The organism is Tessaracoccus sp. MC1627 (assembly GCF_014164725.1).
In the GTDB taxonomy this organism is placed as follows: domain Bacteria; phylum Actinomycetota; class Actinomycetes; order Propionibacteriales; family Propionibacteriaceae; genus Arachnia.
Genome location: NZ_JACJGA010000008.1, coordinates 1 through 18,867, shown reverse-complemented (window position 1 = coordinate 18,867; position 18,867 = coordinate 1). Strand labels below are relative to the sequence as shown.

Below are 18,867 nucleotides of genomic sequence, written 5' to 3'. Positions count from 1 at the left end.
GCACCGTTCAGGAGAGCAGATCCAGCGACGACGGCTCGGCCTCCGCCTGCAGTGCGAGCAGCTCGCGGGTGCTGGTGGGCACCTGGACCCGCATCAGCACCACGGACCGGGCCGGCATTGTCATCTCGGCCAGGGCCGGCAGGACGCCTCCGGGCAGCTCGTAGGACTCGGCGCTGTGCCACACGATCTCGTAGCCGTAGCCCCACGGAAGGGTGGGCAGCGTCAGCGGCACGGGCGCAGCGCCGGAATTGAACCAGGTGAGGAACGCCTCGCGCTCGTCCGAGACGTACATGCCGAGCAGGCGGCGGCCGCCGTCGTGCCAGGCGTCGTGGCTCATCTCGCCGAACTCGCCGTCCATCCAGGTGAGGTCCACGCGCTGCAGGTTCTCGCTGTGCTCGGTGATGATCTCGGTGTGGTAGGCGAAGTCCACCGGGCGGAGCACCGGGTGGCTCTGGCGGAGCTTGATCAGGGCGGCGATGCGGCTCTGTACCTCGAGCCACTCGAACGGGATGTCCCAGCTGACCCACGAGAGGGGGGAGTCCTGGCAGTAGGCGTTGTTGTTGCCCTTCTGGGTGCGGCCGAACTCGTCGCCCGCGGTGAGCATGGGCGTGCCGGCGGCCAGCAGCTGGGTGGCCATCAGGTTCAGCACCTGACGACGGCGCAGCGCGTTGATCTCCGGGTCCTCGGTCTCGCCCTCCCAGCCGTGGTTCCAGGAGCGGTTGTTGTCCGAGCCGTCGCGGTTGGCCTCGCCGTTGTCCAGGTTGTGCTTGACGTCGTAGCTCACCAGGTCCCGGAGGGTGAAACCGTCGTGGGCTGTGATGAAGTTGATGCTCGACTGCGGCGCGCGGCCCGGTTGATCGAAGATGTCCGGGGAGCCGGCCAGGCGCGTGGCGAGCTCCTGGACGCCGTGCACGGCGCCGCGCCAGTAGTCGCGGATGTGATCCCGGAAGCGGTCGTTCCACTCGTACCAGCCGGGCCCCCAGGCGCCCACCTGATAGCCGTACGGGCCGATGTCCCACGGCTCGGCGATCATCTTGATGCCCTCGAAGGCGGGATCGGACTCGACCAGCCGCTTGAACGCGTGGTTGTGGTCCACGTGGTGCTGCTCGTCGCGGATCAGCGTGGTGGCCAGATCGAAGCGGAACCCGTCGATGCCCATCTCGCTGACCCAGTAGCGCATCGAATCCAGCACCAGCCGCAGCACCATGGGGTGCGAGGTGTTGACCGAGTTGCCGCAACCCGTCACGTCGTAGTCATCACGGCGGTCGTTGGTGAGGCGGTAGTAGGCGTCGTGGTCCAGGCCGCGCATGGACAGCGTGGGCCCCTCGTGGCCGCCCTCGCCGGTGTGGTTGTAGACCACGTCGAGGATCACCTCGATGCCGGCCTCGTGCAGCGCGCTGACCATCTGCTTGAAGTCGGCCACCTGGTTTCCGACGGTGCCGCGGGTGGCGTAGTAGGCGTGCGGGGCGAAGAAACCGAGCGAGTTGTAGCCCCAGTAGTTGCGCAGCCCCTTGGTGGCCACGAACGGCTCCGAGACGAAGTGATGCACGGGCAGCAGCTGGATGGCGGTGATGCCCAGGCCGGTCAGGTACTCGAGGACCGACGGGTCCGCCAGCGCCAGATATGAGCCGCGGAGGTGCTCGGGGACCTGCGGGTGCAGCTTGGTGAAGCCGCGCAGGTGCGCCTCGTAGAGGATGGTCTCCGACATGGGCCGTCGGCGCTCGATGGGCTTCGGCGGGGGCGTGTCCGCCACCACCACGCTCAGCGGCACCGCCCCGAAGGAGTCCCGGGTGGAGATGCTGAAGGGGCTGCCGGGGATGTGGTCCAGGATGGGGCCGCGGAAGTCCACCCCGCCGCTGATGGCGCGGGCGTAGGGATCCAGCAGGAGCCGCGCGGGGTTGAATCGGCTGCCCGACGACGGGTCCCACGGCCCGTGCACGCGGAAGCCGTAGTGCTGTTCGGCGTCAACGCCGGGCACCTCGACGGTCCAGATGCCCTCATCGTCGCGGGTCATCTCGATGTTGTGCTGCTGGTTGAGAGGATCGATGAGCGCCAGCTCGACCCCGGTGGCACGCGGCGCCCACAGGCCGAAGCGCACGCCATGGGCGGTGATGCGGGCGCCGAGGGCGCTCGTATCAGGCGGGGTGAGGGATGTCATCGGTGGCTTCCTGGAATCGATTTTTTCGACGGCGCCCCATTGTGCCACTTTCTGGCACAAACTCCACTTCGCTGGGGGGTTTGCCGTCGTGGCGGCCTGGCTAGCATGGACGGTGGGAGTCGCGTGTGCGGGGCCCGACAACGAGGGGGAGCCGTGGAGTCCGTCTATCTCGACCATGCCGCCACCTCCCCGCTGCGCCCGGAGGCGTTGGAGGCCTTCGTCGACGCGTCGGGGCTGGTGGGGAATGCCTCGTCGTTGCACCGGCCGGGGCAGCGCGCCCGGCGCCGGTTGGAAGAGGCGCGGGAGGAGTTGGCGGCTGCGGTGGGCGCACACCCGACGGAGGTTGTGTTCACGTCAGGGGGGTCTGAGGCGGACACGATCGCGGTGCTGGGGGGTTGGGAGGCGGGACGGTCGCGGGGTCGGGGGCGGTGTCTGGTCTCGGCTGTGGAGCACCCGGCGGTGCTCGGGGCGGTGTCGCGGGGGGCTGAGGTGGTGCCGGTGTCTTGGGAGGGCGTGGTGTCGCTGGGCGCTCTCGAGGAGACGCTGGATGAGGCCGTGGCGGTGGTGTCGGTGATGTGGGTGAACAACGAGACGGGGGTTGTGCAGCCTGTCTCTGCCGTGGGGGAGTCGGCTTCGGCGGTGGGGGCGTGGATGCACACGGATGCGGTGCAGGCGTTGGGGCATCTGCCGGTGGACTTCGGGGCCAGTGGTGTGGATCTGATGAGTGTGTCGGCGCACAAGATCGGTGGGCCGGTGGGCGTGGGAGCTCTGCTGGCGCGTCGTGGGGTGGTGCCGTCCGCCGTCGGGTTGGGTGGTGGGCAGGAGCGCGAGGTGCGGTCCGGGACCCAACCGGTGGCGTTGGCGGCGGCGTTCGCGCGGGCCGCGAGTGTCGCAGTGGGGGAGTTGTCCGCCGAGGCCGCACGGCTGGCGGCGTTGCGGGACCGGGTCGCGGAGGCGTGTGTCGCGGCGGGCGGGCGGTTGAACAGCTGGCCCCGGCCCACGAGTGGCGGGCAGGAATCGAGCCAGCGTACGGAAGGGGTGGGTGGAGCCCCACCGGTCGGCGCGCCGCACATCGTGAACGTGACGTTCGACGGGGTGCGGGCCGACGACCTGCTGTTCCTGCTGGACCAGCGGGGGATCGCCGCGTCGGTAGGGAGCGCGTGTCGCGCGGGGGTGCACCAGCCGAGCGAGGTGCTGCTGGCGATGGGTCGCTCCGCGGACGAGGCGACGCAGTCGTTGCGTTTCTCGCTGGGCTGGACGACGACGTCGTCCGACATCTCGCGGCTGGTGGAGGTCCTCCCGGAGGCCCTGACCGTCGCCCGCTCCGCCTTCTAACTTCAGCCCCGCTGGGTGAGCCGGTCGGGCGCGCAGCGCCGCCGACCGCGTCGAAGCCCCTGGGCACCCGTCCGCTCACCCGGCAGCCGCGACCACCTTCCCGCCGGAGCCCGCGCCGCCTCCTTCGGTCCCTGAGGAGGCCGGCGTCGCGAAGCGACCGTCGGCTGTCTCGAAGGGTCGTGACGCAACCCGTCCGCTGACCCGCCCCAGCTGTGGGTGCCGGCAGCCGTGAGCCGAGCCACGGGCGGCCGCGGACAAGGGTCTCCCCATGTGCAGCGACTGGGCTGTGTCCAAAGTGATGAGGCCGCCCGTGCCTCGTCTCCGGTCTCCCCGCACTCGATCGCCTTTGGCGTTGCCACCCCGGGCGCGTGCCGTCAGGGCGGCCTCGCTCAGGTCTGCGCAGGCGGGAGGCCAGCCGGGCGAACCTCGAGTGGGGCATCCCGACGCCGTACCGCCCTGACGACCCACACCCTTGCGGTCAGGTCGCGTTCTCGAGGTTTGCTTCAGCGTCGTTCAGACAGCTCCAGGGAATCAGCTGCATCGCGGCTAGACTCCGGTCACTAACAGTTTCGATGCGGGGGAGCTTGGTGTGATCGAAGCAGAGAATGGCGAATCCCAACCCATCGAAGTAGCCGCTGTAGGCATGTCGTCCGAGCGCGGCGCGACCGCGGTGGAGTACGCAATCATGGCCAGCCTCATCGGCGCAGTGGTGGTGACGACGGTGACAGTCCTGGGCACTCGGGTGGCCGCGCTCTTTCAGTCTGTCCTCACGGCGATGGGCTGGTAGCAGTCCGAATCGGGAACCTGGCTCCGGCGGACTGGCCGCTCGGGCTACCGACTTCAGGTCTACGCTCCCGGCATGGAACAAGCAGACTTGCGGATCCGGAACCTCGCCGTCGGTCTGCCCGTCCGCGATGGTCACGTTCTCGTGCAGGAGTTCGGTGGGGCAGACGGCGAGCCTCCCTTCGTGCGTGCGATCGGTGGGGGAATCGAGTTCGGTGAGCGTGCCGACGAGGCGTTGCTGCGTGAGTTCTTGGAGGAGTTGGGTGTCGCGGTGACGGCAGCTGAGTTGCTGGCCGTCACGGAGAACATCTTCACCTTCCTTGGCCGAGCTGGACACGAGATCGTGCACATCTTCTCCGTGGAGTGTCCTGCCCTCGAGGCGTGGCCGCTCGACACAAGGGTGAAAGTGATTGACGACGTGAGCATCGTCGCGTGGCACCGGTTGGACACCCTGGGCGGCGAAGGCCTTCCGTTCTACCCCGACGGTGCGCTGGACGCCGCGCGCTCCGTGGTGGGGCCTGATCCGCGGGTTGAGTCGCGCCGAAGTTGAGCCCCGCCACCGCTGGCTGAGCCGCGCTGAATCCGGGCATCAACGCCGGCTGAGCCGTCGAGGCTGAGTCCGCCCCCCGCTGGCTGAGCCGCGCTGAAGCCGCGTAGCGGCGCGGCGCGCGTCGAAGCCCACGTAACGCGGTGTGCGAGGACGCGCGCCCAGTCCCGACCACGCAGGTCGCTCAGATGACGGGGGTGGGCAGTGTCAATCAGGTTCGCTCCGGCATCCGGTCCCAGGTGGGGTCGTCGGGGGTGGCTCATCCCCGCCCGGCGTACTGGTGACCCAAAACTATTCGATCACTCGGACAAGTTCGAGGGAGCGAGAGCGGCTGTGGATAAGTCTGACGGTCGGATCGGTAGAGTGGAGCACTGCTGAGCAGAGGAGCGCGAAGTGCGGGTGTTGGTGGCCATGTCGGGTGGGGTGGACTCCGCCGTCGCTGCCGCGCGCCTTGTGGCCGAGGGCCACGATGTCACGGGCGTTCACCTGGCCCTGTCCAAGAACCCTGCGTCCTACCGATCAGGGGCGCGGGGGTGCTGTTCGCTGGAGGACTCTCACGACGCGCGCCGCGTGGCCGACAAGCTGGACATCCCCTTCTACGTGTGGGACTTCGCCGAGGAGTTCCACGAGGCCGTGGTGGAGGACTTCGTGGCCGAGTATCGAGCCGGCCACACGCCCAACCCCTGCCTTCGGTGCAACGAAAAGATCAAGTTCGCTGCGGTGCTGGACCGCGGCACCGCACTCGGCTTTGACGCCGTCGCCACGGGCCACTACGCGGACCTGCGCCGCCACGAGGACGGCTCCGTCTCCCTCCACCGTGCTGCCGACGCCGCCAAGGATCAGTCCTACGTCCTCGGCATGCTCACCCAGGAGCAGCTGAGACAATGCCTGTTCCCGCTCAACGACGTGGAGAAGCCGGTGGTCCGCGCTGAGGCGCAGGCGCTCGGGTTGGGAGTGGCGAAGAAGCCTGACAGCCACGACATCTGCTTCATCGCCGACGGCGATACCCAGGGTTTCCTGGCCCGCTACCTGAAGGACGCTCCTGGGCCCATCGTCGATGCAGACGGGGCCGTGCTAGGGGAGCATCGCGGCACCCACCGCTACACGGTGGGTCAGCGCAAGGGCCTGGACCTGAGGGTGCCCGCACCCACAGGGGAGCCGCGATACGTGCTGCGGATCGAGCCGGTGGACAACACCGTCGTTGTGGGGTCGCGGGAGGACCTGGCCGTCACCAGGTTGCTGGGAATCCGGCCCTCATGGACCGCGGAAGCCGTCGACGGTCCCTGGCGAGGGCAGGCGCAGTACCGGGCGCACGGGACGCCGCAGGAGGCGACCATCGAGGCGAGCGACGGCGGGCTGTCCGTCATGTTGGATGAGCCTGGGCACGGCGTGGCACCGGGGCAGACCGTGGTGGTCTACGACATTGACCGCGTGGTGGGCAGCGCCGTGATCGCCGAGGCGAGTTGATGCTGATTACCGCTGCAGGCTCGCTGCCGGGCACCGACTTCCGGGGTGCCCTGGCGGCCATGGCCGAGACTCTGCCTGAGGTGCTGCCTCTGCCGGAGCTGCCGGAGCGGGGTGTGGGGTCTGACATGATCGGGCGCGCGCTTGGGCTCATCTCGGGGCTTGGATTCGACGTGCAGCCGGCCGGCTGGCGTCTCTCGCCTCACTCGGGGGCCGAGCATCGCCGGGCCCGCGCTCAGTGGCGCCAGGACCTCGACGACACGGAGGAGCTCCTCCAGGGTTTCGACGGCGTGCTCAAGGTCGGAGTGGCCGGCCCGTGGACGCTGGCATCCTCCGTCGAACGGCCCATGGGCGACCGGGTGCTTGCCGATCACGGGGCCCGGCGGGAGTTGGCCCAGGCGCTGGCTGAGGCTGTGTCGGGGTTGAGGGCTGAGGTGTCGCGGCGGGTTCCCGGGGCCACCTTGTGGCTGCAGGTGGACGAGCCGTCGATGATCGCAGTGGCCGAGGGGCGCGTGCCCACGGCGAGCGGGTTCTCGCGGCATCGTCGGGTGGATCTGCCGGGCCTGGTGGAGGCGTTGCGTCCGCTCGCCGACGGCGCCTGGCTGCACTGCTGTGCTCCGGGGCGGTGGCTGGAAGTGTCGCGGCGGGCAGGTTTCACTGGGGCGTCGGTCGATGGTGCGCTGGTGGACCTCGACGAGTTGGCGCAGTGGCGCGACGAGGGTCGCGGGCTGATCCTCGGCGTTGTCGACACCGCGCGCGGGCCGCAGAGCACCGACGAGCTGGTGCGAGCTGCGCTCAAGGTTCTCCGCGCCATCCAGGTGGACTCGCTCGAAGGCCTGCATCTCGGTACCGCGTGCGGCATGTCGGGATGGCGACGCGACGACGTGGTCCCTCAGATGGAGTCGCTGCGGAAGGCGGCCAGCCTGGTTGAGGAGTCGCTTTCGCGGGGGTGACCCCGCGAGGCTCGCCTAAGCTGGGCGCGTGCGCATCTTCTCCAACCTGAACCTCAGCGGCGACGCCCCCGTGCGGGCGCAGGTGGGGCGCGGTCCCTGGGGGCCGACGGGAGTCCCCAGCACCCGCTGGAAGAAGATCCAGCGCATTCTGATCCCCTTCGTGGTGGTGGCCATCGGGGTGGGGTTGTTCTTCCTCGGGCGGATGTTCTACCTGATCCTGACGGGTTCCTGAACCGAGATCTCGCGCCGACGTCACGTATACAAGCCTTCGAGGCCGCTCCGCGGCACCTCAGCCAGCGGGATGGTGGCGGCCGTTTCGGGAGTCACCAGCCGAGGAGGCTGGCGGCGCCGGGGGCGACGAGAACGCCTAGGACCATGAAGGGGCCAAAGGCTATCTCCGCATCCCGCTTGATCCTCTTGGTGGCGAGCAGGAGGCCGCTGATCACCGCCATGAGGATGAATGCGGCCGCCAGTCCTATGAGGACTGTGCCGAGGCCGAACCAGCCGAGCGCCGCGCCCGTGCTGAGCCCGAGCTTCACGTCGCCGAGACCGAAACCGTTGGGGTTGATGTACGCGAGGGCGAAGAGGATGGCCGCGGTGAGCAGGGCTCCCAGTAGCGCCTGAACCAACCGCCGATTCCACTCGCCGCTGGTGACCAGCCACGGCAACTGCAGGATCAAGAAGAGCAGAAAGGCAGCGAGTGTCGTGACGTCAGGCAGGCGATGCTCCACGAGGTCGACTGCCACCCCGGCGCCCCACAACACAGCCAGCGCGGCGAACCCCGCCAGAGCCCAGCCCTCTACATGCATCGCCGCCCAGACTGCCACTCCAGCGGCTGTGGCGGAAGCCACCCACCAGCCGGCACTGGTCGAGAGACGATGGGCAAATGGCGGTGCCAACAGAGCAGCCAGAGCCGATACTAGGACCACCAAGATGGGGTGTGTCACGCGCAGTGAACCATTGCCGGAGTGAACCGTGCTCAATTCAGGGCCGGGAACAGCGTTTCCATCATGGAGATGGCTGCTGGGCCGAGGATGACGACGAAGATGACGGGGAGAATGCAGATGATCAGGGGAAAGACCACCTTGACAGGGATTTCCATGGCTTTTCGCTCCGCGCGCTGTCTGCGGGCGATCCGCATCTCGTCCGCTTGGGCTGTCAGCACGTCGGCAAGCGGGATACCGTACGACTCGGCTTGGATGACCGTGCGGACGAATCGACGCAGTGGGATCGACCCCGTGCGTTCCGCGAGGTCCTCATACGCGTTGCGGCGTGACTGCCCCACCTGAATGTCGGGGTCCGGGGAAGAGCGGTACGGCAATTCACGCTAAGGACGTTCCGGTGTTGATTCCGGCATGGGGGATGAAATTCTGTGGATCTAAGCTAAGTGGGCGACATCGTCGCGGCGAGGATGGCGCGGATGGAGAACGCCGCGTGATTGCCCGACTGCAGGAAGAACGGGTTGATGTCCGGGGTGTTGACGAAGAAGTTGGGCCGGTAGTAGGACGCCATCTCCTGTGACAGCTCGGTGAGGTACTCGGTGAGCTCCCACTTGAGGTTGCGCCACGTGAAGTAGGTGTAGCTCTGCTGGAAGCCCACCTTCCCGAGCGCCGCCATCATCTGCGGGCGGGTGAATGCCTCGGCGAGGAAGATGACCTCCGGGTTGGTCTCGTGGATGCGCTCCATCAGCCAGTCCCAGAACTCCACAGGCTTGGTGTGCGGGTTGTCGACGCGGAAGATGGAGACCCCGTGGTCGATCCAGAACCGAACGATCCGCAGCACCTCGTAGTAGATGCCCACGGGGTCGTTGTCGAAGTTGATGGGATAGATGTCCTGGTACTTCTTCGGGGGGTTCTCCGCGTAGGCGATGGTGCCGTCGAGGCGGGTGCTGAACCACTCCGGGTGCTCCACCACCCACGGGTGGTCCGGGGACGCCTGCAGTGCCAGGTCGAGGGCGATCTCCAGGCCCAGCGAGCGGGCCTTGGACACGAAGGCGTCGAAGTCGTCGAAGTCGCCCAGGTCCGGGTGGATCGCGTCGTGGCCGCCGTCGGGGGACCCGATGGCCCACGGCGAGCCGGGATCCTCCGGGCCGGGGTTCAGCGTGTTGTTCCTGCCCTTGCGGAACGCGGTGCCGATGGGGTGGATGGGCGGCAGGTAGACCACGTTGAAGCCCATCGCGGCGGCGGCCTCGAGGCGCTCGTGCGAGGAGTTGAACGTGCCGGAGTGCCAGTGGCCGTCGTCGTCCTGCCAGGCGCCCTGCGAGCGGGGGAAGAACTCGTACCACGACGAGTACAGGGCCCGGCGGCGCTCCACGCGGATGGGGAACTCGGCGGTGGGCGAGACGAGCTCGCGGGGCCCGAAGCGCGCCATCGCCCGGGTGATGGGCGCAGACGTGATGAGCTCGAGGATCTCCTCGACGTCGGTCTCCGGGTTGACTGTCTCCGCGGCGGCGCGGAGGAGGTTGGCGGCCCCGGGGACGCGCATCGAATCGGCCTGCTGAGCGGAGCGGGTGAGGAGGTCCCGGCCCTCCAGGCACACCAGCTCCACGTCCATGGACACCGGCAGCTTCGCCTCGGCGTGGTGGCGCCAGGTGCCCCACGGGTCGCTCCAGCCCTCGATGCGGTAGGTCCAGTCGCCCTCGGCGGCCATCCGGACGTACGCCTGCCAGATGTCCAGGCCCTTGGGCTCGACCTGCTTCATGTCGATGCGGCGCTGGGTGCCGCCCGGAGAGGTCAGGATCACCGACGCGTTGACCGAGTCGTGACCCTCCCGGAACACGTTGGCCTGAATGAGGAGCCGTTCATGGACGACTGACTTGACGGGGTAGACCCCGCCCTCGATCACGGGGGAAGCGCCGGTGACCGGGATGCGGCCGAGGCCGCCGTCGGTCCGGACGATGCGCTTGAGGGACATGGTTGGGTAATCCGCACTCACGCCCGTCAGCCTAGCTGGCGGGGCGCCCTGCATGCACCGTTCAGGAGAGCAGATCCAGCGACGACGGCTCGGCCTCCGCCTGCAGTGCGAGCAGCTCGCGGGTGCTGGTGGGCACCTGGACCCGCATCAGCACCACGGACCGGGCCGGCATTGTCATCTCGGCCAGGGCCGGCAGGACGCCTCCGGGCAGCTCGTAGGACTCGGCGCTGTGCCACACGATCTCGTAGCCGTAGCCCCACGGAAGGGTGGGCAGCGTCAGCGGCACGGGCGCAGCGCCGGAATTGAACCAGGTGAGGAACGCCTCGCGCTCGTCCGAGACGTACATGCCGAGCAGGCGGCGGCCGCCGTCGTGCCAGGCGTCGTGGCTCATCTCGCCGAACTCGCCGTCCATCCAGGTGAGGTCCACGCGCTGCAGGTTCTCGCTGTGCTCGGTGATGATCTCGGTGTGGTAGGCGAAGTCCACCGGGCGGAGCACCGGGTGGCTCTGGCGGAGCTTGATCAGGGCGGCGATGCGGCTCTGTACCTCGAGCCACTCGAACGGGATGTCCCAGCTGACCCACGAGAGGGGGGAGTCCTGGCAGTAGGCGTTGTTGTTGCCCTTCTGGGTGCGGCCGAACTCGTCGCCCGCGGTGAGCATGGGCGTGCCGGCGGCCAGCAGCTGGGTGGCCATCAGGTTCAGCACCTGACGACGGCGCAGCGCGTTGATCTCCGGGTCCTCGGTCTCGCCCTCCCAGCCGTGGTTCCAGGAGCGGTTGTTGTCCGAGCCGTCGCGGTTGGCCTCGCCGTTGTCCAGGTTGTGCTTGACGTCGTAGCTCACCAGGTCCCGGAGGGTGAAACCGTCGTGGGCTGTGATGAAGTTGATGCTCGACTGCGGCGCGCGGCCCGGTTGATCGAAGATGTCCGGGGAGCCGGCCAGGCGCGTGGCGAGCTCCTGGACGCCGTGCACGGCGCCGCGCCAGTAGTCGCGGATGTGATCCCGGAAGCGGTCGTTCCACTCGTACCAGCCGGGCCCCCAGGCGCCCACCTGATAGCCGTACGGGCCGATGTCCCACGGCTCGGCGATCATCTTGATGCCCTCGAAGGCGGGATCGGACTCGACCAGCCGCTTGAACGCGTGGTTGTGGTCCACGTGGTGCTGCTCGTCGCGGATCAGCGTGGTGGCCAGATCGAAGCGGAACCCGTCGATGCCCATCTCGCTGACCCAGTAGCGCATCGAATCCAGCACCAGCCGCAGCACCATGGGGTGCGAGGTGTTGACCGAGTTGCCGCAACCCGTCACGTCGTAGTCATCACGGCGGTCGTTGGTGAGGCGGTAGTAGGCGTCGTGGTCCAGGCCGCGCATGGACAGCGTGGGCCCCTCGTGGCCGCCCTCGCCGGTGTGGTTGTAGACCACGTCGAGGATCACCTCGATGCCGGCCTCGTGCAGCGCGCTGACCATCTGCTTGAAGTCGGCCACCTGGTTTCCGACGGTGCCGCGGGTGGCGTAGTAGGCGTGCGGGGCGAAGAAACCGAGCGAGTTGTAGCCCCAGTAGTTGCGCAGCCCCTTGGTGGCCACGAACGGCTCCGAGACGAAGTGATGCACGGGCAGCAGCTGGATGGCGGTGATGCCCAGGCCGGTCAGGTACTCGAGGACCGACGGGTCCGCCAGCGCCAGATATGAGCCGCGGAGGTGCTCGGGGACCTGCGGGTGCAGCTTGGTGAAGCCGCGCAGGTGCGCCTCGTAGAGGATGGTCTCCGACATGGGCCGTCGGCGCTCGATGGGCTTCGGCGGGGGCGTGTCCGCCACCACCACGCTCAGCGGCACCGCCCCGAAGGAGTCCCGGGTGGAGATGCTGAAGGGGCTGCCGGGGATGTGGTCCAGGATGGGGCCGCGGAAGTCCACCCCGCCGCTGATGGCGCGGGCGTAGGGATCCAGCAGGAGCCGCGCGGGGTTGAATCGGCTGCCCGACGACGGGTCCCACGGCCCGTGCACGCGGAAGCCGTAGTGCTGTTCGGCGTCAACGCCGGGCACCTCGACGGTCCAGATGCCCTCATCGTCGCGGGTCATCTCGATGTTGTGCTGCTGGTTGAGAGGATCGATGAGCGCCAGCTCGACCCCGGTGGCACGCGGCGCCCACAGGCCGAAGCGCACGCCATGGGCGGTGATGCGGGCGCCGAGGGCGCTCGTATCAGGCGGGGTGAGGGATGTCATCGGTGGCTTCCTGGAATCGATTTTTTCGACGGCGCCCCATTGTGCCACTTTCTGGCACAAACTCCACTTCGCTGGGGGGTTTGCCGTCGTGGCGGCCTGGCTAGCATGGACGGTGGGAGTCGCGTGTGCGGGGCCCGACAACGAGGGGGAGCCGTGGAGTCCGTCTATCTCGACCATGCCGCCACCTCCCCGCTGCGCCCGGAGGCGTTGGAGGCCTTCGTCGACGCGTCGGGGCTGGTGGGGAATGCCTCGTCGTTGCACCGGCCGGGGCAGCGCGCCCGGCGCCGGTTGGAAGAGGCGCGGGAGGAGTTGGCGGCTGCGGTGGGCGCACACCCGACGGAGGTTGTGTTCACGTCAGGGGGGTCTGAGGCGGACACGATCGCGGTGCTGGGGGGTTGGGAGGCGGGACGGTCGCGGGGTCGGGGGCGGTGTCTGGTCTCGGCTGTGGAGCACCCGGCGGTGCTCGGGGCGGTGTCGCGGGGGGCTGAGGTGGTGCCGGTGTCTTGGGAGGGCGTGGTGTCGCTGGGCGCTCTCGAGGAGACGCTGGATGAGGCCGTGGCGGTGGTGTCGGTGATGTGGGTGAACAACGAGACGGGGGTTGTGCAGCCTGTCTCTGCCGTGGGGGAGTCGGCTTCGGCGGTGGGGGCGTGGATGCACACGGATGCGGTGCAGGCGTTGGGGCATCTGCCGGTGGACTTCGGGGCCAGTGGTGTGGATCTGATGAGTGTGTCGGCGCACAAGATCGGTGGGCCGGTGGGCGTGGGAGCTCTGCTGGCGCGTCGTGGGGTGGTGCCGTCCGCCGTCGGGTTGGGTGGTGGGCAGGAGCGCGAGGTGCGGTCCGGGACCCAACCGGTGGCGTTGGCGGCGGCGTTCGCGCGGGCCGCGAGTGTCGCAGTGGGGGAGTTGTCCGCCGAGGCCGCACGGCTGGCGGCGTTGCGGGACCGGGTCGCGGAGGCGTGTGTCGCGGCGGGCGGGCGGTTGAACAGCTGGCCCCGGCCCACGAGTGGCGGGCAGGAATCGAGCCAGCGTACGGAAGGGGTGGGTGGAGCCCCACCGGTCGGCGCGCCGCACATCGTGAACGTGACGTTCGACGGGGTGCGGGCCGACGACCTGCTGTTCCTGCTGGACCAGCGGGGGATCGCCGCGTCGGTAGGGAGCGCGTGTCGCGCGGGGGTGCACCAGCCGAGCGAGGTGCTGCTGGCGATGGGTCGCTCCGCGGACGAGGCGACGCAGTCGTTGCGTTTCTCGCTGGGCTGGACGACGACGTCGTCCGACATCTCGCGGCTGGTGGAGGTCCTCCCGGAGGCCCTGACCGTCGCCCGCTCCGCCTTCTAACTTCAGCCCCGCTGGGTGAGCCGGTCGGGCGCGCAGCGCCGCCGACCGCGTCGAAGCCCCTGGGCACCCGTCCGCTCACCCGGCAGCCGCGACCACCTTCCCGCCGGAGCCCGCGCCGCCTCCTTCGGTCCCTGAGGAGGCCGGCGTCGCGAAGCGACCGTCGGCTGTCTCGAAGGGTCGTGACGCAACCCGTCCGCTGACCCGCCCCAGCTGTGGGTGCCGGCAGCCGTGAGCCGAGCCACGGGCGGCCGCGGACAAGGGTCTCCCCATGTGCAGCGACTGGGCTGTGTCCAAAGTGATGAGGCCGCCCGTGCCTCGTCTCCGGTCTCCCCGCACTCGATCGCCTTTGGCGTTGCCACCCCGGGCGCGTGCCGTCAGGGCGGCCTCGCTCAGGTCTGCGCAGGCGGGAGGCCAGCCGGGCGAACCTCGAGTGGGGCATCCCGACGCCGTACCGCCCTGACGACCCACACCCTTGCGGTCAGGTCGCGTTCTCGAGGTTTGCTTCAGCGTCGTTCAGACAGCTCCAGGGAATCAGCTGCATCGCGGCTAGACTCCGGTCACTAACAGTTTCGATGCGGGGGAGCTTGGTGTGATCGAAGCAGAGAATGGCGAATCCCAACCCATCGAAGTAGCCGCTGTAGGCATGTCGTCCGAGCGCGGCGCGACCGCGGTGGAGTACGCAATCATGGCCAGCCTCATCGGCGCAGTGGTGGTGACGACGGTGACAGTCCTGGGCACTCGGGTGGCCGCGCTCTTTCAGTCTGTCCTCACGGCGATGGGCTGGTAGCAGTCCGAATCGGGAACCTGGCTCCGGCGGACTGGCCGCTCGGGCTACCGACTTCAGGTCTACGCTCCCGGCATGGAACAAGCAGACTTGCGGATCCGGAACCTCGCCGTCGGTCTGCCCGTCCGCGATGGTCACGTTCTCGTGCAGGAGTTCGGTGGGGCAGACGGCGAGCCTCCCTTCGTGCGTGCGATCGGTGGGGGAATCGAGTTCGGTGAGCGTGCCGACGAGGCGTTGCTGCGTGAGTTCTTGGAGGAGTTGGGTGTCGCGGTGACGGCAGCTGAGTTGCTGGCCGTCACGGAGAACATCTTCACCTTCCTTGGCCGAGCTGGACACGAGATCGTGCACATCTTCTCCGTGGAGTGTCCTGCCCTCGAGGCGTGGCCGCTCGACACAAGGGTGAAAGTGATTGACGACGTGAGCATCGTCGCGTGGCACCGGTTGGACACCCTGGGCGGCGAAGGCCTTCCGTTCTACCCCGACGGTGCGCTGGACGCCGCGCGCTCCGTGGTGGGGCCTGATCCGCGGGTTGAGTCGCGCCGAAGTTGAGCCCCGCCACCGCTGGCTGAGCCGCGCTGAATCCGGGCATCAACGCCGGCTGAGCCGTCGAGGCTGAGTCCGCCCCCCGCTGGCTGAGCCGCGCTGAAGCCGCGTAGCGGCGCGGCGCGCGTCGAAGCCCACGTAACGCGGTGTGCGAGGACGCGCGCCCAGTCCCGACCACGCAGGTCGCTCAGATGACGGGGGTGGGCAGTGTCAATCAGGTTCGCTCCGGCATCCGGTCCCAGGTGGGGTCGTCGGGGGTGGCTCATCCCCGCCCGGCGTACTGGTGACCCAAAACTATTCGATCACTCGGACAAGTTCGAGGGAGCGAGAGCGGCTGTGGATAAGTCTGACGGTCGGATCGGTAGAGTGGAGCACTGCTGAGCAGAGGAGCGCGAAGTGCGGGTGTTGGTGGCCATGTCGGGTGGGGTGGACTCCGCCGTCGCTGCCGCGCGCCTTGTGGCCGAGGGCCACGATGTCACGGGCGTTCACCTGGCCCTGTCCAAGAACCCTGCGTCCTACCGATCAGGGGCGCGGGGGTGCTGTTCGCTGGAGGACTCTCACGACGCGCGCCGCGTGGCCGACAAGCTGGACATCCCCTTCTACGTGTGGGACTTCGCCGAGGAGTTCCACGAGGCCGTGGTGGAGGACTTCGTGGCCGAGTATCGAGCCGGCCACACGCCCAACCCCTGCCTTCGGTGCAACGAAAAGATCAAGTTCGCTGCGGTGCTGGACCGCGGCACCGCACTCGGCTTTGACGCCGTCGCCACGGGCCACTACGCGGACCTGCGCCGCCACGAGGACGGCTCCGTCTCCCTCCACCGTGCTGCCGACGCCGCCAAGGATCAGTCCTACGTCCTCGGCATGCTCACCCAGGAGCAGCTGAGACAATGCCTGTTCCCGCTCAACGACGTGGAGAAGCCGGTGGTCCGCGCTGAGGCGCAGGCGCTCGGGTTGGGAGTGGCGAAGAAGCCTGACAGCCACGACATCTGCTTCATCGCCGACGGCGATACCCAGGGTTTCCTGGCCCGCTACCTGAAGGACGCTCCTGGGCCCATCGTCGATGCAGACGGGGCCGTGCTAGGGGAGCATCGCGGCACCCACCGCTACACGGTGGGTCAGCGCAAGGGCCTGGACCTGAGGGTGCCCGCACCCACAGGGGAGCCGCGATACGTGCTGCGGATCGAGCCGGTGGACAACACCGTCGTTGTGGGGTCGCGGGAGGACCTGGCCGTCACCAGGTTGCTGGGAATCCGGCCCTCATGGACCGCGGAAGCCGTCGACGGTCCCTGGCGAGGGCAGGCGCAGTACCGGGCGCACGGGACGCCGCAGGAGGCGACCATCGAGGCGAGCGACGGCGGGCTGTCCGTCATGTTGGATGAGCCTGGGCACGGCGTGGCACCGGGGCAGACCGTGGTGGTCTACGACATTGACCGCGTGGTGGGCAGCGCCGTGATCGCCGAGGCGAGTTGATGCTGATTACCGCTGCAGGCTCGCTGCCGGGCACCGACTTCCGGGGTGCCCTGGCGGCCATGGCCGAGACTCTGCCTGAGGTGCTGCCTCTGCCGGAGCTGCCGGAGCGGGGTGTGGGGTCTGACATGATCGGGCGCGCGCTTGGGCTCATCTCGGGGCTTGGATTCGACGTGCAGCCGGCCGGCTGGCGTCTCTCGCCTCACTCGGGGGCCGAGCATCGCCGGGCCCGCGCTCAGTGGCGCCAGGACCTCGACGACACGGAGGAGCTCCTCCAGGGTTTCGACGGCGTGCTCAAGGTCGGAGTGGCCGGCCCGTGGACGCTGGCATCCTCCGTCGAACGGCCCATGGGCGACCGGGTGCTTGCCGATCACGGGGCCCGGCGGGAGTTGGCCCAGGCGCTGGCTGAGGCTGTGTCGGGGTTGAGGGCTGAGGTGTCGCGGCGGGTTCCCGGGGCCACCTTGTGGCTGCAGGTGGACGAGCCGTCGATGATCGCAGTGGCCGAGGGGCGCGTGCCCACGGCGAGCGGGTTCTCGCGGCATCGTCGGGTGGATCTGCCGGGCCTGGTGGAGGCGTTGCGTCCGCTCGCCGACGGCGCCTGGCTGCACTGCTGTGCTCCGGGGCGGTGGCTGGAAGTGTCGCGGCGGGCAGGTTTCACTGGGGCGTCGGTCGATGGTGCGCTGGTGGACCTCGACGAGTTGGCGCAGTGGCGCGACGAGGGTCGCGGGCTGATCCTCGGCGTTGTCGACACCGCGCGCGGGCCGCAGAGCACCGACGAGCTGGTGCGAGCTGCGCTCAAGGTTCTCCGCGCCATCCAGGTGGACTCGCTCGAAGGCCTGCATCTCGGTACCGCGTGCGGCATGTCGGGATGGCGACGCGACGACGTGGTCCCTCAGATGGAGTCGCTGCGGAAGGCGGCCAGCCTGGTTGAGGAGTCGCTTTCGCGGGGGTGACCCCGCGAGGCTCGCCTAAGCTGGGCGCGTGCGCATCTTCTCCAACCTGAACCTCAGCGGCGACGCCCCCGTGCGGGCGCAGGTGGGGCGCGGTCCCTGGGGGCCGACGGGAGTCCCCAGCACCCGCTGGAAGAAGATCCAGCGCATTCTGATCCCCTTCGTGGTGGTGGCCATCGGGGTGGGGTTGTTCTTCCTCGGGCGGATGTTCTACCTGATCCTGACGGGTTCCTGAACCGAGATCTCGCGCCGACGTCACGTATACAAGCCTTCGAGGCCGCTCCGCGGCACCTCAGCCAGCGGGATGGTGGCGGCCGTTTCGGGAGTCACCAGCCGAGGAGGCTGGCGGCGCCGGGGGCGACGAGAACGCCTAGGACCATGAAGGGGCCAAAGGCTATCTCCGCATCCCGCTTGATCCTCTTGGTGGCGAGCAGGAGGCCGCTGATCACCGCCATGAGGATGAATGCGGCCGCCAGTCCTATGAGGACTGTGCCGAGGCCGAACCAGCCGAGCGCCGCGCCCGTGCTGAGCCCGAGCTTCACGTCGCCGAGACCGAAACCGTTGGGGTTGATGTACGCGAGGGCGAAGAGGATGGCCGCGGTGAGCAGGGCTCCCAGTAGCGCCTGAACCAACCGCCGATTCCACTCGCCGCTGGTGACCAGCCACGGCAACTGCAGGATCAAGAAGAGCAGAAAGGCAGCGAGTGTCGTGACGTCAGGCAGGCGATGCTCCACGAGGTCGACTGCCACCCCGGCGCCCCACAACACAGCCAGCGCGGCGAACCCCGCCAGAGCCCAGCCCTCTACATGCATCGCCGCCCAGACTGCCACTCCAGCGGCTGTGGCGGAAGCCACCCACCAGCCGGCACTGGTCGAGAGACGATGGGCAAATGGCGGTGCCAACAGAGCAGCCAGAGCCGATACTAGGACCACCAAGATGGGGTGTGTCACGCGCAGTGAACCATTGCCGGAGTGAACCGTGCTCAATTCAGGGCCGGGAACAGCGTTTCCATCATGGAGATGGCTGCTGGGCCGAGGATGACGACGAAGATGACGGGGAGAATGCAGATGATCAGGGGAAAGACCACCTTGACAGGGATTTCCATGGCTTTTCGCTCCGCGCGCTGTCTGCGGGCGATCCGCATCTCGTCCGCTTGGGCTGTCAGCACGTCGGCAAGCGGGATACCGTACGACTCGGCTTGGATGACCGTGCGGACGAATCGACGCAGTGGGATCGACCCCGTGCGTTCCGCGAGGTCCTCATACGCGTTGCGGCGTGACTGCCCCACCTGAATGTCGGGGTCCGGGGAAGAGCGGTACGGCAATTCACGCTAAGGACGTTCCGGTGTTGATTCCGGCATGGGGGATGAAATTCTGTGGATCTAAGCTAAGCGGCGGCCTCGCGCAGCGTTGCCTCGGTTAGG

19 protein-coding genes are annotated in these 18,867 nt (G+C 68.6%); 12 read left to right on the top strand and 7 right to left on the bottom strand.

Annotation, left to right across the window (positions count from 1 at the left end):
• Positions 1-7: 7 nt before the first annotated feature.
• Complete coding sequence (gene glgX / locus H5399_RS15005; protein WP_182784069.1) at positions 8-2,158, bottom strand: glycogen debranching protein GlgX; 2,151 nt, start codon at positions 2,156-2,158, stop codon at positions 8-10.
• A gap of 153 nt (positions 2,159-2,311) precedes the next feature.
• Between glgX (H5399_RS15005) and H5399_RS15000 the strand changes: the two genes are divergently transcribed.
• From H5399_RS15000 to H5399_RS14975, 6 genes are all read left to right on the top strand, one after another.
• Entirely contained in the window at positions 2,312-3,493 is a 1,182-nt protein-coding gene (locus tag H5399_RS15000; RefSeq protein WP_370585799.1) for a cysteine desulfurase family protein, read from the top strand.
• 589 nt (positions 3,494-4,082) lie between these two features.
• Entirely contained in the window at positions 4,083-4,280 is a 198-nt protein-coding gene (locus tag H5399_RS14995) for a Flp family type IVb pilin (protein ID WP_370585798.1), read from the top strand.
• Positions 4,281-4,352: 72 nt separating this feature from the next.
• A complete protein-coding gene (locus H5399_RS14990; protein ID WP_182784065.1) occupies positions 4,353-4,826 on the top strand; it encodes an NUDIX hydrolase in 474 nt (157 codons plus the stop codon).
• Positions 4,827-5,216: 390 nt separating this feature from the next.
• On the top strand, positions 5,217-6,290 hold the full coding sequence (gene mnmA, locus H5399_RS14985; protein WP_370585797.1) for a tRNA 2-thiouridine(34) synthase MnmA: 1,074 nt from the start codon (positions 5,217-5,219) through the stop codon (positions 6,288-6,290).
• The gene (locus H5399_RS14980; protein WP_182784063.1) at positions 6,290-7,240 is read left to right on the top strand and encodes a methionine synthase; all 951 of its coding nucleotides are present in this window, start codon (positions 6,290-6,292) and stop codon (positions 7,238-7,240) included. Before mnmA (H5399_RS14985) ends, H5399_RS14980 begins: the two co-directional genes overlap by 1 nt.
• A 28-nt stretch (positions 7,241-7,268) precedes the next feature.
• Positions 7,269-7,472 (top strand): hypothetical protein, encoded by a 204-nt coding sequence (locus H5399_RS14975; RefSeq protein WP_182784061.1) that lies wholly within the window; start codon positions 7,269-7,271, stop codon positions 7,470-7,472.
• A gap of 91 nt (positions 7,473-7,563) precedes the next feature.
• Here H5399_RS14975 and H5399_RS14970 read toward each other — a convergent pair whose 3' ends face one another.
• The 4 genes from H5399_RS14970 to glgX (H5399_RS14955) form a co-directional block, all read right to left on the bottom strand.
• Positions 7,564-8,067 carry a prepilin peptidase gene (locus H5399_RS14970; protein ID WP_182784059.1) on the bottom strand — a complete coding sequence of 168 codons (504 nt, stop codon included), beginning with the start codon at positions 8,065-8,067 and terminating at the stop codon, positions 7,564-7,566.
• A 152-nt stretch (positions 8,068-8,219) separates the two neighbouring features.
• Positions 8,220-8,561 carry a type II secretion system F family protein gene (locus H5399_RS14965; protein ID WP_182784057.1) on the bottom strand — a complete coding sequence of 114 codons (342 nt, stop codon included), beginning with the start codon at positions 8,559-8,561 and terminating at the stop codon, positions 8,220-8,222.
• Positions 8,562-8,623: 62 nt separating this feature from the next.
• Positions 8,624-10,153, bottom strand: a complete 1,530-nt coding sequence (locus tag H5399_RS14960; protein WP_182784355.1) for a maltotransferase domain-containing protein — start codon at positions 10,151-10,153, stop codon at positions 8,624-8,626.
• Between the two features lie 61 nt (positions 10,154-10,214).
• The gene (gene glgX, locus H5399_RS14955) at positions 10,215-12,365 is read right to left on the bottom strand and encodes a glycogen debranching protein GlgX (protein WP_182784069.1); all 2,151 of its coding nucleotides are present in this window, start codon (positions 12,363-12,365) and stop codon (positions 10,215-10,217) included.
• 153 nt (positions 12,366-12,518) lie between these two features.
• Here glgX (H5399_RS14955) and H5399_RS14950 point away from each other — a divergent pair, with 153 nt between their 5' ends.
• From H5399_RS14950 to H5399_RS14925, 6 genes are all read left to right on the top strand, one after another.
• Entirely contained in the window at positions 12,519-13,700 is a 1,182-nt protein-coding gene (locus tag H5399_RS14950) for a cysteine desulfurase family protein (RefSeq protein WP_370585799.1), read from the top strand.
• A 589-nt stretch (positions 13,701-14,289) separates the two neighbouring features.
• Positions 14,290-14,487 (top strand): Flp family type IVb pilin, encoded by a 198-nt coding sequence (locus H5399_RS14945; protein WP_370585798.1) that lies wholly within the window; start codon positions 14,290-14,292, stop codon positions 14,485-14,487.
• A gap of 72 nt (positions 14,488-14,559) precedes the next feature.
• Positions 14,560-15,033: an NUDIX hydrolase gene (locus H5399_RS14940; protein ID WP_182784065.1), complete on the top strand. Its 474-nt coding sequence runs from the start codon at positions 14,560-14,562 to the stop codon at positions 15,031-15,033.
• 390 nt (positions 15,034-15,423) lie between these two features.
• Entirely contained in the window at positions 15,424-16,497 is a 1,074-nt protein-coding gene (mnmA, locus tag H5399_RS14935; protein WP_370585797.1) for a tRNA 2-thiouridine(34) synthase MnmA, read from the top strand.
• Complete coding sequence (locus tag H5399_RS14930) at positions 16,497-17,447, top strand: methionine synthase (protein ID WP_182784063.1); 951 nt, start codon at positions 16,497-16,499, stop codon at positions 17,445-17,447. Before mnmA (H5399_RS14935) ends, H5399_RS14930 begins: the two co-directional genes overlap by 1 nt.
• A 28-nt stretch (positions 17,448-17,475) precedes the next feature.
• A complete protein-coding gene (locus H5399_RS14925; RefSeq protein ID WP_182784061.1) occupies positions 17,476-17,679 on the top strand; it encodes a hypothetical protein in 204 nt (67 codons plus the stop codon).
• A gap of 91 nt (positions 17,680-17,770) precedes the next feature.
• Here H5399_RS14925 and H5399_RS14920 read toward each other — a convergent pair whose 3' ends face one another.
• A complete protein-coding gene (locus tag H5399_RS14920; protein WP_182784059.1) occupies positions 17,771-18,274 on the bottom strand; it encodes a prepilin peptidase in 504 nt (167 codons plus the stop codon).
• A 152-nt stretch (positions 18,275-18,426) separates the two neighbouring features.
• A complete protein-coding gene (locus H5399_RS14915; RefSeq protein WP_182784057.1) occupies positions 18,427-18,768 on the bottom strand; it encodes a type II secretion system F family protein in 342 nt (113 codons plus the stop codon).
• Positions 18,769-18,867: the final 99 nt, after the last annotated feature.

Bases quoted from the DNA above. Each gene is read 5' to 3' on its own strand.
- H5399_RS14940 (WP_182784065.1), top strand. From the start codon at position 14,560: ATGGAACAAGCAGACTTGCGGATCCGGAACCTCGCCGTCGGTCTGCCC.
- H5399_RS14990 (WP_182784065.1), top strand. From the start codon at position 4,353: ATGGAACAAGCAGACTTGCGGATCCGGAACCTCGCCGTCGGTCTGCCC.
- glgX (WP_182784069.1), bottom strand. From the start codon at position 2,158: ATGACATCCCTCACCCCGCCTGATACGAGCGCCCTCGGCGCCCGCATC.
- H5399_RS14980 (WP_182784063.1), top strand. From the start codon at position 6,290: ATGCTGATTACCGCTGCAGGCTCGCTGCCGGGCACCGACTTCCGGGGT.
- H5399_RS14960 (WP_182784355.1), bottom strand. From the start codon at position 10,153: ATGTCCCTCAAGCGCATCGTCCGGACCGACGGCGGCCTCGGCCGCATC.
- H5399_RS14930 (WP_182784063.1), top strand. From the start codon at position 16,497: ATGCTGATTACCGCTGCAGGCTCGCTGCCGGGCACCGACTTCCGGGGT.
- glgX (WP_182784069.1), bottom strand. From the start codon at position 12,365: ATGACATCCCTCACCCCGCCTGATACGAGCGCCCTCGGCGCCCGCATC.